Here is a 13,233-nt window from a genome sequence, read left to right on the forward strand (position 1 = left end):
GGTCATGCCATTTGCAGTCCGTGAGGCGGTGCGCCTCTATTGGAAACTCGACGGCGCGCCGGATCTGCCGGTGCTCGTCCTGCTCAATTCGATCGGCACCGACATGGCGCTGTGGGACACGAGCGTCCCGCACCTCCTGCCCGCGTTCCGCCTGTTGCGGATCGATACGCGCGGCCATGGTGCATCGGATGCGCCGGCGGGCGATTATACGCTCGCGATGCTGGCGGACGATGTCGTCGCGGTGATGGACGCGGCGGCCGTGACGCAGGCCGCGATTGCGGGCGTGTCGCTCGGCGGCATGATCGCGATGGAGCTGGCGTTGCGGCATCCGGCGCGAGTCACCGCGCTCGCGCTGATCTGCACATCGGCGACGATGGATGCAGCCGCGTGGCAGGCGCGCATCGCCAAGGTCCGTACCGAGGGCACGGTCGCGATCGCCGACCTAGCCATGGGGCGGTTCCTGTCGCCGAATTTTGCCGAAACGCATGTCGGTGCGACGCAGAGCGTGCGCGACGCGCTGATCGCGATGGCGGATGACGGCTATGCCGGGTGTGGCGCGGCGATCCGCGACATGGCGGTGATCGAGCGGCTGCCCGGGATTGCGGTACCGACGCTGGTCGTGGCCGGCGACCGCGACACCTCGACGCCGTTCGCCGGGCATGGCGAGCATATCGCGGCAGCGATCCCGGGCGCGACAATCGTCCATCTCGATGCCGCACATCTGGCGCCGATCGAAACCCCGGCTGCGCTCGCCGCGACGGTGCGCGGCTTCCTCGCGCCGAACGAAGCCAAGCAGGATGCGGCGGATACCCTGTTCGAGGCAGGGCTTCTCAACCGGCGCCGCGTGCTGGGCGACGCGTGGGTTGATGCCTCGCTCGCCAAGCGCACCGCCTTTACCGCCGACTTCCAAGCGATGATCACGCGGATCGCCTGGAACGAGATCTGGGGGCGCCCGGGGCTCGACGACCGCAGCCGGCGCTTCATCGTGCTGGCGATCACCGTCGCGCTTGGCCGCTGGGAGGAATTTGCGCTGCATGTCCGGACCGGACTGATGCGCGACGGCTTCACGCGCGACGAGCTGAAGGAAGTGCTGATGCAGTCGGCGATCTATGCCGGCGTGCCCGCGGCCAACACCGCCTTTGCCGAGGCGGGCAAGATCATCGCCGAACTCGATTCCGCCATCGTACAGGATTGACATCATGGCCGACGCCTTTCTCTGCGACGCGATCCGCACGCCCATTGGCCGCCTGAACGGATCACTCGCGCATATCCGAGCGGACGATCTGGCCGCACTGCCGATCAAGGCGTTGATCGCACGCAATCCGGGCGTCGACTGGGCGGCGGTGGACGACACGATCCTGGGATGTGCGAACCAGTCGGGCGAGGACAATCGCAACGTCGCGCGGATGGCCGTCCTGTTGTCCGGACTGCCCGAGGCGGTTTCGGGATCGACGATCAACCGCCTCTGTGGATCCGGTCTCGACGCGATCGGATCGGCCGCACGCGCGATCCGCAGCGGCGATGCGGCGTTCATGATCGCAGGCGGCGTCGAGAGCATGACGCGCGCGCCCTATGTCATGGGCAAGGCGCAGGCGCCGTTCGATCGCGCCCAGAAACTGGAGGACACGACGCTCGGCTGGCGCTTCGTCAACCCGGCGATGCAGGCGGCATACGGCGTCGACACTATGCCGCAAACCGCCGAGACCGTCGCCGAGCAATGGCAGGTCAGTCGCGAGGATCAGGACCGGTTCGCGCTGGCCAGCCAGCAAAAGGCCGCCGCTGCGCAGGCGAGCGGTCGCTTCGCCGCGGAGATCGTCCCCGTCACGCTCGCGCAGAAGAAAGGCGACCCGATCCTGTTCGCCGCAGACGAGCATCTGCGCGGCACCAGCCTGGCGGCGCTGGCCAAGTTGAAGCCGGTGGTCCGCGCCGACGGCACCGTCACCGCGGGCAACGCATCGGGCCTCAACGACGGTGCCGCAGCGACGCTGATCGCGTCCGAGACGGCCGCCGTGCGCCACGGCCTGACACCGCGCGCGCGGATCGTCGCGATGGCGGCGGCGGGTGTCGCGCCGCGGGTCATGGGTGTCGGCCCGATCGAGGCGGCGCGCAAGCTGATGCGGATTGGCGGCATCACGCTCGACCAGCTCGACGTGATCGAACTCAACGAAGCGTTCGCCAGCCAGGCGATCGCGACGCTGCGCGACCTCGACATCGATCCGTTCGACGATCCGCGCGTCAATCGCAACGGCGGCGCGATCGCACTCGGCCATCCGCTCGGCATGTCCGGCGCACGGACCACGATGAGCGCGGTCGAGGAGCTCCACCGCACCGGCGGCCGCTATGCGATGGCGTTCATGTGCATCGGTGTCGGCCAGGGGATCGCGTTGCTGCTCGAACGCGTGTGACCGCTAGATAGCGTTGCCTATGACGCAGCCGCGCCGCGTGCGTAGCGGAGCCCCGTCTCCAACCCGCGCAATTCCGCCAGGCCGCGCAACCGGCCGATCAGCGAATAGCCCGGATTGGTGTGCCGGTTGAGATCGTCCGCCATCTGGTGACCGTGATCGGGACGCATCGGCAGCGACCGCCCGGTGCGTGCCTGCAGCGCGACGAGTTCGGCCATGATCGTGGGCATGTCGGCATCGCCCTCCAGATGCGCCGCCTCGTGGAACGCGCCGTCGGGTTCGCGCTGGACGGAGCGCAGATGGACGAACCCGATCCGGTCGCCGAGGCGGCGCACCATGCCGGGCAGGTCGTTGTCCGCGCGGACGCCGAACGATCCGCTGCAAAAGCACAGCCCGTTGGCGACGGAGGGCACCGCCGCGAACAGCGCGCTGACATCGGGCTCGGTGCTGACGACGCGCGGTAGCCCGAAGATCGGGAAGGGCGGATCGTCGGGATGCACCACCAGCCGGATGCCCTCCGCCTCCGCGACCGGGCACACTGCCTCGAGGAACGCGACGTGATTGGCCCGAAGCCGCGCCGCATCGACATCGGCATAGGTTTCGATCTGCGCGAGCAGTTGCGGTGAACTGAAGCTTTCCTCGCTGCCCGGCAGCCCGGCGATGATCGTCCGCTCGAGCGTCGCGCGCGCTGCGTCATCCATCCCCGCGAAGCGCTCCGCCGCCGCCGCGACGACGTCCGGCGCATAGTCCCGCTCGGCACCGGGGCGTCGCAGGATGTGGATGTCGTACTCCGCAAGCGCGCGAAGCTCGAACCGCAGCGCCCGCGCGCCGTCGGGCAACGCCCAGCTCAAGTCGGTCCGGGTCCAGTCGAGCAGCGGCATGAAATTATACGTCACCACCTCGACGCCCTGCCCCGCCAGGTTGCGCAGGCTGGCGACATAGGCCTCGATCAACCGATCCCAGTCCGCCGACCGGGTCTTCAGCGCCTCCGCGACGGGCAGGCTCTCGACCACTTTCCACTCGAGCCCGGCGTCCTCGACGATCCGGCGTCGTGCGGCGATCGCGTCTGCAGTCCAGACCTCGCCATTGGCGACCTCGTGCAGCGCGGTGACGATCCCGGTCGCGCCGGCCTGGCGGATGGCATGGAGTGGCACCGGATCGTTCGGGCCAAACCAGCGCATGGTCTGGGTCATCATCATGTGCCGGCTATCCCCGTATCAAGTCGTCGCGCGCCTGACGCACGATCCACCGTGTCGACCCAAGCTATAGAATTGGTCTGACATGTTGCAAGTCATGGCTGACGTTAGCGCTACGCGCCGGTGCCGCTGCCATAGCGTTGCCGCGTTTCGGCCAGCGCGAGCCGCGCCTGTTCCATCGCCATTTCCTCGGTCTGGAACAGCAGGTGATCCATGACCGACGTCAGGTGCGCACGCATCGCCGCGCGCGCACCGGCCGCATCGCGTGCGCGCAAGGCCTCGACGATCACCGCATGTTCGGCGACGACCGGGCGCACCTTCGCATTGCGCGCCTTGGCGTGGAGCAGCGCGCATTCGGGCGATGTCGACCGCAAATGCCACAGATCCTCGATCGTGCGCACGACACCGGCGTTCCGCGTCGCCTTCGCGATCGCTATGTGAAAATCGCGGTCGGCGACTTCGGTGACCTCGGCGAGCAAGTTTTCGGTCGTCATCGCCTCGACCAGCGCGTCGAGGTGCGCGACTTCCGCATCGGTGATCTGCGCCGCCGCCAACGCCGCCGCCTCGCCCTCGAACAGGATCCGCGCCTCGGTCAGTTCGAACGCGGTGATCGCGAAGCCGGGCTCCTCCCCCTGCCCCGGAAGCCTGGAGACATACGCCCCGGAGCCGACGCGAACCTCGATGAAACCCTGCACTTCCAGCGCGATAAGCGCCTCGCGGACGGCGGGCCGGCTCGCGCCATACTCTGTCGCGAGTTCACGTTCCGCGGGCAGGCGATCGCCGATCGCATAGGTCCCGCCGGTCAGTTCCTCGACCAGCCGCCGCGCGATCCGCTGATACAGGCGATCATTGGCCGGCGCGTCGTAAGGGCCGTTCGCGGATACAATGGTGCGTGAAGCAGCTTTCGCCATCGGACTTACCAATCTCAAATTGCTGCAGATGCTACTACAGGACGCGGCAGCCTGGAAAGGCCATCGTCGCATCGCGCTACGACCTCGGCCGGCCCTGACCGCCTCGTCAAGCGATCCCCGGCGCATCGTGCCTTTGGGGCGGCCGCACCACGACCGCCCCGCCGATCGTCCTAGAAGGTCCCGCGCAGACCGATCAGGAACTGGCGACCCGGCTTGTACTGCGTGAAGGTCGCGTTCTCGAACTGGAAGTACGACCGCAGCGTCGCGTTGGTGAAGTTCGCGACGTTGATCGTCAGCTGCGGCGCGTTCTTCAGGCCGAAGATCTTGTCGAGATCGAACGACGACGAGAAGTCGTAGGTGGTATAGTCGGTGCCGAACAGTGCCGCGGCGGGAATGCCGTTCTGCGCCGTTCCGCTGTTCTGCGATCCCTCGCGCGACGTCGTCGACACGCGGAGCATCACGCCATGCTTCTCGTAATAGCCGGTGATGTTGTAGGTGAACGGCGCCACGCCGAACGCCTGTGCCGGGCCGTCGCTGCGCTGATCGACGATCGTGGCGTTGGCGTTGAAGCCAAAACCGGTGATGCCGATGTGCTTGGTCAGGAAATCGAGCGGCTGGACCCACTGGAATTCGAGGCCGTTGATCGTCAGCTTATTGGGCACGTTGACCTGCGACGTGACCTGCACCTGCGCAGTGCCGGGGCCGCCGCGCGAGTTGAGCGCGATCTGCTGCGTCGGGTTCAGCGTATCGTAGGTGATGCCATATTGCGCAAGATCCGAGAATGGCACAGTGGAGATGGCGGTGTTGGTGAACCCTTCGATCGACTTGCGGAATGCGTTGAAGCTGACGACGCCCTCGCGGCCGGTATAATATTCGAAGCCCAGGTCGAGGTTGGTCGACATGTACGGCTTGAGCGCCGGATTGCCGATCGTTGCCTGATCCGCCGACGGCGCGCCGAAGTTAACGCCCGGCAGCTGCGCGGACGGATCGGGACGGGTCATCGTCCGCGATCCCGCGACGCGGACCACGGCATGCTCGCTGACGTCATAGGCGAACGTCGCTGCGGGCAGCCACTTGTCATATTCGTTGCGCGTCGACACGTTGCTGACCAGGTTCGGATAGCGGCTGCCATCGGGCAGCGCCGCGCCGGTCGACGTCGTGTTGCGCGGATCGGGCAACGACACGCGTCCCGTGATCGTCTGGATCGTGTTGACGTAGCGCACGCCGACATTGAACCGCAGCATGTTGCCGCCGAGTTCCTGCGCGCCGTTCAGCGTCGCGAACGCCGATTTGACGACTTCGCGGATCGCACCGCCGCTCGCGCCGGTGTTCGCCGCACCCGTCTCCGGCGCGTTGTCGTGATAGAAGTCATAGTTGCTGGCGGCCGCGAACTTCGGCCAGTCGACCGTCACGAACCCTGCCGGACCGGGGCTGAGATAGCCCGGCACCGCCGAATTGGGGATCAGCGAGCCACCATAGGTCACCGGCCCCGTCATGCCGGCCGTCGCCCCGGTGCCATAGCCCGGATAGGTCGGATAGCCGGCGGGTGCTGCGCCCGGTGCATTCAGGCCGGCGCACGGCGGCTGCGAATTGGGCGAACCGACAAAGACGCTGGGGTTGTTGCCGCAGACCGCATTCTGCCACGCCTGGCTGTTGTCAAAGCCGGTGATCCGGCGCGACACGTCGTCGAACGCGCCGCCGACCTTCAGGTTAAGCCCCGTGCCGCCCCAGGTCAGGTCACCGCGCGCGCCCTTGCTCTTGTTGAGCCGGCGCTCGTCCTGGATGTTGACGCGGCTGCCCGCGTTCCAGCCGAAATTCGCCGGATCGTTGAGGTCGAGCCCGCTCTGGATCGTCGGGATCCCGTTGCCGCTATTGGTATAGGTGACGGTGTTGCCGACGCCGAGCGGGGTCGTCAGGCCGACCGACGGGCTTTCGCGATGGAAGGTCGAGCGCGCGTAATTGCCCTGCAGGTTGAGCTTGAGCTTGTCCGAGATGTCCCACTCGCCGCCCGGATTGACGCTGAACAGCTTGGTCGTCTCGGTATAGGGACGGAATTCGTTGAAGAACTGCGCATTGGCGAAGGTGCCGCCGGTGACGACGCAGCCGACCGTGCAATCCGCCTTGTCGAACGTCAGGTTGGTCGGGATGATCGCGCCGTTGCGGACGATCCAGGCCACGTTCTCGCGGATCAGCTCGTTCTTCTTGTAGCCGTAGAGGCCGTCAATGTAGAAATGCAGCGTGTCGGTCGGCTGCCACTCGGCGCTGACGATCGCATTAAGACGATCGCGCGGCCCGCGGATGCTGGTCGAACGCCCGAGCCGCGGGAGCAGCGCGTTGTCGATCTGCTGGATTGTCGCACCCGGATTGTTCGCGAGCAGGAAATCCTGATTAATCACCGTGCCGGCGACCAACCCGGCGCCAGCGCCGGCCGGGACTAACCCGGGGATGGTCCAGTTACCGCCGCTGGTGCTATTGCAGCTCGTGTTGTTGGCACGGCACTGGGCGGCAAGTGTCTGTGCAGCGGTAGGGATGTTTTGGACGCCGTTGGTTGTACCGGCGATGCTGTTGGGCGTCGACAGGGCTGGATTGGTATAGCCGATCGTCTCGAACCCGCGCGTGTCGGTGAACAGGCGCTGCGCCGACACGCCGGCGAGGATGCCGACCTTGTCGTTGCGCCAGCTGCCGATCAGCGATCCACGTGCGCCGATCCGGTCTTCAGGCGACTGCTTGGTACCCTGCACGTTATAGGCGAGGAACGAGGTCGCGCGATCGAACGGACGCGCCGAGCGCAGATCGATATTGCCCGCCGCGCCGCCTTCCAGAAGGTCCGCGGTGTAGCTCTTATTGACGGTCAGTTTGGTGAACAGGTCGGTCGGGAAGAAGCTCAGATCGACCGAGCGGTCGGTGCCCTGCGCATCGGTCGCGCCCGACGAGGCCACCGCGATCGTCGCGCCGTTGAGCGTCACGTTGGTGAAGTTCGATCCAAGTCCGCGGATCGCGACGTTGGTGCCTTCGCCGGTCACGTCGCGCGTGATCGTGATGCCGGGGATGCGGTTGAAGGATTCTGCAATGTTCGTATCGGGGAACTTGCCGATATCTTCGGCGAAGATCGAATCGGTGAAGCCGGTCGACGCACGCTTTGCATTCGTCGACTTGGCGAGGCTGGAACGATAGCCAGTGACGACGATGTCGTTGCTGCTCGCGGCATCGATCGCACCGGGGCTCTGATCGGCATCGGGCAAGCTCGCGGCGGGCGGCGCATCGCTGGGTGTTGCGGCGGCGGGTGCGCCATTCTGCGCCACGGGGGGCGATGGATCCTGCGTCGGCGGGATGGTCTGCGCCGTTGCCATCGTCGCGCAGAGCGCTGCCAGTGTCGTCGCGCACAACAAGGACGCGCGTGTCAGGCCAGGTGCCGTCTTATAAGGTACCACGATCAGGATCCTCTCTGAAACCTCGCCGTCGTTGCGGCGAGAAAGCATGTTTTGGTGGGTGTCTGGAGACGCGTCAGGCGTCGCGAAGCACAAGGCGTCGCGGCATGGTGATCGAATAAAACTGAAGCGCCAAAACCATCCAACCCCCCGATCACGCCCGTCTGTAGCAGGCTATTGATAGCGCTATCTTACGGCGTGCGGTGACCGAGTCAAGGCCTTCCGGCATGGCCAATTTCAGGGGTTTGCCTCGGTGAGTGCGATACCATGAGCGGCCGTCAGGCTATTTCTGCATGACCAATTCGTTCGGCGTCGTATCGATGCACGGTGGGTGGCATCGACGGGGCGGGTTGCGGCACCTCCCCGGCAGTATCGAAAGTGCGGGATCGGACGTTACATTCCCAGGACGGAGATGATCGCCTTTTGCAGATCGCGTTTGCCGTAAGGTTTGCGCACGACGAGGCTGGCGTCGAGATCGGCGCTCAGCCCTGCATCCGTGCCATAGCCGCTTGCGAAGAAGAACGGGATCGACTCAGCGCGCAGCCGCCGGGCGATTCCCAGGCTCGTATCCTCACCTAGGTTGATGTCGAGGATCGCGATCTCGACCGTCTCGCGGTCGAGGATCTCGCTGGCGCTCTCGACTTGCGACGCGGTCCAGACGCGGCGTGCGCCGAGATCCTCGAGGAAGTTCTCGACGGTCAGCGCGACGATCATATTGTCCTCGACCAGCAATACGGCGAGGCCGTTCAGCGGCTGGGGAACAGGGTCCGCCTTGCGGACGCCATCAGATGCACGCGTGGGCATGCTGCGCTCGATGGCTAAGCCGACGTCGATCCGGATCGGCCGGCGCGATCACGTCAGGCATGATAGCCGCCGTGCAGGATCGAGGACGGGTCGTTTTCCGTCTCGAGATGCAGATAGTCGGTGACGAAGTCGCCGACTGCCGACAGCGCCTTCCAGTCCTCGATCGTTATCGAGCGCCTGTCGCGCGTGATCAGCCCATCGGCGCGCAACTTCTGCAGCGTGCGATTGACGTGGACGGGGGTGAGGCCGGTCGCATCGCCCAGCTGCTCCTGCGTCATCGCCAGCTCATAGCGGTTTCCGGTGATCAGCCCGGCAGCATGGAGGCGGACGGCGATCTCGCAGAGCAGGTGCGCGACGCGCGTCCGCGCATCGCGCCGGCCGATATTGGCGATCCATTCGCGCGAGATCGATCCATCCACAAGCGCTTCGCGCCACATCGCCCGACCGACCGCAGGGTGCGCAAAGGCCATGTCCCGTACAGCGTCCGCGGCGACAAAGGCGACAGTCCCCGCTGTCAGCATCTGAATACTGTGGTCGGCCTTGCCCAGGAACGCGTGCTGGAGATCGAGAATTTCGCCGGGGATGTTGACCGACAGGATTTGCCGACCTCCATTGCCGAGGACCTTGCTGCGAAACGCAAAGCCGGACAGCAGGATAGAACAGCTCTTCGTCAGATCCTGCTCGCGGATGATGTACGCCGAAGGCACCATCTGTTTTATATAGAACGGCAGTCGGAGAAAGGCCGAGCGATCACTTGCCGAAAAGGGCGATGCGCGCTCAAGTCTTTTTAACGCGGGCGCAAGAATATCGTCTGCCATCAGGGACATCGCGGTTACACCGTTGCGGTAACGCGCAACCCATGCAGTTCAATTATTGGCTGCATCAATGTTTTAAACGATGTTATGCGGGAATTCTCTGCGCTAGATCACAGTGTTCGTAATTTAATTACCGCGCGCCAGGCGTTGATCGCAACCCGGCGGATGGCATGTCACGCGTTGCCCATCGTCGCCGCCCGTGCGTTGAGCGAGAATGGTTGGCATTTCGCCTCGACCGGATCGGACGGCAATGCGCAATCCCTGGGCTATGAAGATGGAGCAGTTCACCGCGTTCACCGCCGCCGAACGCATGCGTCTCGATACAGTTCTGGCGTCGAAGCAGCAGGCATTCCTCGCGCAGGAAGACATCATCGCCGATGGCGCGCACTCGGATTACTGCCATGTCCTGCTCACCGGGCTCGCCTGCCGCTACAAGATCCTGCCCGACGGCGAGCGGCAGATCATGGCATTCCTCGTCCCAGGCGATCTTTGCGATGCAGAGATCTTTATCCTGAAGAAGATGGATCACGCGGTCGGGACGCTGACCGCTAGCACGACCGCGATGATCCATTCGAGCGAGATGAAGACGCTGCTGCGCGAGGCATCGCCGATCTCCGAAGCCTTATGGTGGGGCACGATGACGGACCTTGGGGTGTTGCGCGAACGGATCATCGATCAGGGCCGGCGCGACGCCACAGAGCGGCTTGCGCATCTGCTCTACGAGATGCTGGTGCGCTACCGGGTCAGCGGCGCGACCGAGACCAATACGATCGACTTTCCGATCACCCAGACAGACCTAGCCGATGCCACGGGGATGACCCCGTCGCACGTCAACCGCGTCCTGCAACGGTTCCGCGAGGATGGGTTGATCGAACTTCGCAGCCGGACGCTGACCATCACGAACCCGGCGCGGCTGAAGTCGCTCGCCCAGTTCAGCGCGGCCTATCTCCACCTGGACAGGACAGAGGCCGAGGACCCGGCGGTATTTGCGCGGGCGGGAAACCTGATCTCGGCCTCGTGAGGTGACCGATCGCCCGGTCTGGCCTATGTAAAAACGCGCGCGCCGGCGCACCCCGAGTAGCAGCGTACGCGTTCCCGACACTGGTGAGCGCAGACCTTGATCGGTTGATCTTGTCGCCGATCGATGGTTCAGCGCGCAGGTATGACGATGGAAGTAGCTGGACGACCATGATTTCTGACGTTTTCCGTGATGCTTCGTCGCTGCCGAGCGCGCTGCGTTTCCTCGCCGGTGGCGGCGAGGCGACCCGGCTCATCCTGGAGCGCGACTGGTCGGATCATCCGCTGGGACTACCCGAGCACTGGCCGGATATTCTCAAATCGAACCTCAGCACGATCCTCAACTCGCCGGAGTCGATGATCCTGGCCTGGGGCACCGACGACCTCACCTTCTTCTTCAACGAAACCTATTTCCCGCTGCTCGGCCCGCGGCTGCCCTGGTCGATGGGCGCGCCGTTCCGCGTGGTCTGGGCCGATGCCTGGTCGCAGGCCAAGCCGATCATCGATGAAGCCTTTGCCGGTCGCAGCCAGCGCTTCAACGACCTGCCATGGACGCTGGGTACGGACCGCGGCCGCGCCGACACCTGGTTCAGCTTCTCCTATTCGCGCGTACTCGACTCGCAGGGCGACGTCGCCGGCCTGTTCATCCTGACCAACGAGACGACCGAGCGGGTCCTTGCCGACGCCGCGCTGAGGGGCAGCGAGGAACGCCTGCGCGTCGTCGTCGAGGGCGCGTGCGACCATGTGATCTTCACCACCGATCCGGATGGCGTCATCACGACCTGGTCCGCCGGCGCGGAAGCGGTGCTGGGGTGGACCGTCGACGATGCGATCGGGCAGCCCGCCGCGATGATCTTCACCCCCGAAGATCGCGCCGACGGTGCGGACATCCGCCAGACCGCCGACGCGGCGCGCGGTGGCGGCGGCGCGGACGAACGCTGGCATCTGCGCAAGGACGGGAGCCGCGTGTTCCTGAACGGCTCGGTCCACCCGCTGCCGCTCGATGCCCAGAACCAGGAACGCGGCTTCATCAGGATCGCGCGCGACGAGACCGCACGCTGGCAGGCGCAGAAGGATCTCGAACGGCTGAACGCCACGCTCGAGCAGCAGGTGACCGAACGGACCGAGGACCGCAACAGGCTGTGGCAGCTGTCGTCCGACCTCATGCTGATCGCCGGGTTCGACGGCAGCATCCAGGCGGTGAACCCGGCCTGGACGCGGATCCTGGGATGGTCCGAGGACGAACTGATCAGGCTGCCGTTGTTCGCGCTGATCCATCCCGACGACCTCGATCACACGATCGCCGGGGCATCGGGCATCGCCGCCGGCCAGGCCTATGCGCGGTTCGAGAACCGCTACCGCCACAAGGATGGCAGCTACCGCGACATCGTCTGGAACGCGGGCCCCGGCGAGGGGCAGATCATCGCGGTCGGACGCGACGCGACCGAGGAGAAGGCGGCGGCCGCGGCGCTCGTCGCGACCGAGGCACAGCTTCGCCAGGCGCAGAAGATGGAGGCGGTTGGCCAGCTGACCGGCGGCCTCGCGCACGACTTCAACAACCTGCTGACCGGCGTGATGGGCAATCTGGAACTGCTCCAGATGCGGCTGGCGCGCGGCAAGCTCGACGACGCCGAGCGCTTCATCGTCGCCGCGCAGGGCGCCGGGCGTCGCGCGGCCGCATTGACGCAGCGGCTGCTCGCCTTTTCGCGACGCCAGACGCTCGATCCGCGCCCCACCGACGTCAACAAGTTGATCCTCGGCATGGAGGACCTGCTGCGTCGCACGGTTGGCCCCTCGACCGATATCGAGACGGTCGGCGCAGCCGGGCTATGGACCGCGATGATCGACGCGACCCAACTCGAGAGCGCGATCCTCAACCTGTGCATCAATGCGCGCGACGCGATGCCCAACGGGGGGCGCATCACGGTCGAGACCGCGAACAAGTGGCTCGACGAGCGCGCCGCGCGCGAACGTGACCTGCCGCCCGGGCAGTATCTCTCGATCTGCGTGTCGGACACCGGCACCGGCATGAGCGCGGCGACGATCGAGCGCGCGTTCGAACCCTTCTTCACGACCAAGCCGATCGGCCAGGGCACGGGGCTCGGGCTGTCGATGATCTACGGCTTTGCGCGCCAGTCGCATGGGCAGGTCCGGATCTATTCCGAGATCGACCAGGGCACGACGATCTGCATCTACCTCCCGCGCTACTTGGGCGATGCGCTGTTGCCCGAGGAGGAAGAGGCGATCGCCAACGCCGCCGCCGCAGCGGGCGAGACGATCCTGGTCGTCGACGACGAAGCCACTATCCGTCACCTGATCGACGAGGTGCTCGACGAGCAGGGCTATACGGTCATCGGTGCCGCGGACGGTGCCGCGGGGATCAAGGTCCTGCAATCGGGTTCGAAGATCGAGCTGCTGATCACCGATGTCGGCCTGCCCAACGGCATGAACGGCCGGCAAGTCGCGGATGCCGCGCGCGCCTTGCGCCCCGGCCTGAAAGTCCTCTTCATCACCGGCTATGCGGAGAATGCGGCGGTCGGGAATGGCCATCTCGAACCCGGCATGGAGCTGCTGACCAAGCCGTTCACGATCCAGGCCCTGACCTCGAAGGTCGCCGACATGATGCGCGCGGGATCGACGGACGGCTGATTCCGCAGCGG

General features: G+C 65.7%; 9 protein-coding genes. 4 read left to right on the forward strand and 5 right to left on the reverse strand.

Features of this window, described 5'->3' with window-relative positions; all coding sequences use genetic code 11:
• The first annotated feature begins 4 nt into the window (after positions 1-4).
• Positions 5-1,195 (forward strand): 3-oxoadipate enol-lactonase, encoded by a 1,191-nt coding sequence (pcaD, locus tag EV283_RS17455; RefSeq protein WP_130327577.1) that lies wholly within the window; start codon positions 5-7, stop codon positions 1,193-1,195.
• A 4-nt stretch (positions 1,196-1,199) separates the two neighbouring features.
• Entirely contained in the window at positions 1,200-2,405 is a 1,206-nt protein-coding gene (pcaF, locus tag EV283_RS17460) for a 3-oxoadipyl-CoA thiolase (RefSeq protein WP_130327579.1), read from the forward strand.
• Positions 2,406-2,422: 17 nt separating this feature from the next.
• Here pcaF and uxuA read toward each other — a convergent pair whose 3' ends face one another.
• From uxuA to EV283_RS17485, 5 genes are all read right to left on the reverse strand, one after another.
• Complete coding sequence (gene uxuA / locus EV283_RS17465; RefSeq protein WP_130327581.1) at positions 2,423-3,601, reverse strand: mannonate dehydratase; 1,179 nt, start codon at positions 3,599-3,601, stop codon at positions 2,423-2,425.
• A 110-nt stretch (positions 3,602-3,711) separates the two neighbouring features.
• The gene (locus EV283_RS17470) at positions 3,712-4,509 is read right to left on the reverse strand and encodes an FCD domain-containing protein (RefSeq protein ID WP_130327583.1); all 798 of its coding nucleotides are present in this window, start codon (positions 4,507-4,509) and stop codon (positions 3,712-3,714) included.
• 170 nt (positions 4,510-4,679) lie between these two features.
• Positions 4,680-7,940: a TonB-dependent receptor gene (locus EV283_RS17475; RefSeq protein ID WP_242616054.1), complete on the reverse strand. Its 3,261-nt coding sequence runs from the start codon at positions 7,938-7,940 to the stop codon at positions 4,680-4,682.
• A gap of 390 nt (positions 7,941-8,330) precedes the next feature.
• Positions 8,331-8,741 (reverse strand): response regulator, encoded by a 411-nt coding sequence (locus EV283_RS17480; RefSeq protein ID WP_130327587.1) that lies wholly within the window; start codon positions 8,739-8,741, stop codon positions 8,331-8,333.
• A 53-nt stretch (positions 8,742-8,794) separates the two neighbouring features.
• Positions 8,795-9,451, reverse strand: a complete 657-nt coding sequence (locus EV283_RS17485) for a Crp/Fnr family transcriptional regulator (RefSeq protein ID WP_130327589.1) — start codon at positions 9,449-9,451, stop codon at positions 8,795-8,797.
• A gap of 355 nt (positions 9,452-9,806) precedes the next feature.
• Here EV283_RS17485 and EV283_RS17490 point away from each other — a divergent pair, with 355 nt between their 5' ends.
• Positions 9,807-10,577 (forward strand): Crp/Fnr family transcriptional regulator, encoded by a 771-nt coding sequence (locus tag EV283_RS17490; protein WP_165391831.1) that lies wholly within the window; start codon positions 9,807-9,809, stop codon positions 10,575-10,577.
• A 167-nt stretch (positions 10,578-10,744) separates the two neighbouring features.
• Positions 10,745-13,222 (forward strand): PAS domain S-box protein, encoded by a 2,478-nt coding sequence (locus EV283_RS17495; RefSeq protein WP_130327593.1) that lies wholly within the window; start codon positions 10,745-10,747, stop codon positions 13,220-13,222.
• Positions 13,223-13,233 lie beyond the last annotated feature (11 nt).

The organism is Sphingomonas sp. BK036 (assembly GCF_004216825.1).
In the GTDB taxonomy this organism is placed as follows: Bacteria; Pseudomonadota; Alphaproteobacteria; order Sphingomonadales; family Sphingomonadaceae; genus Sphingomonas.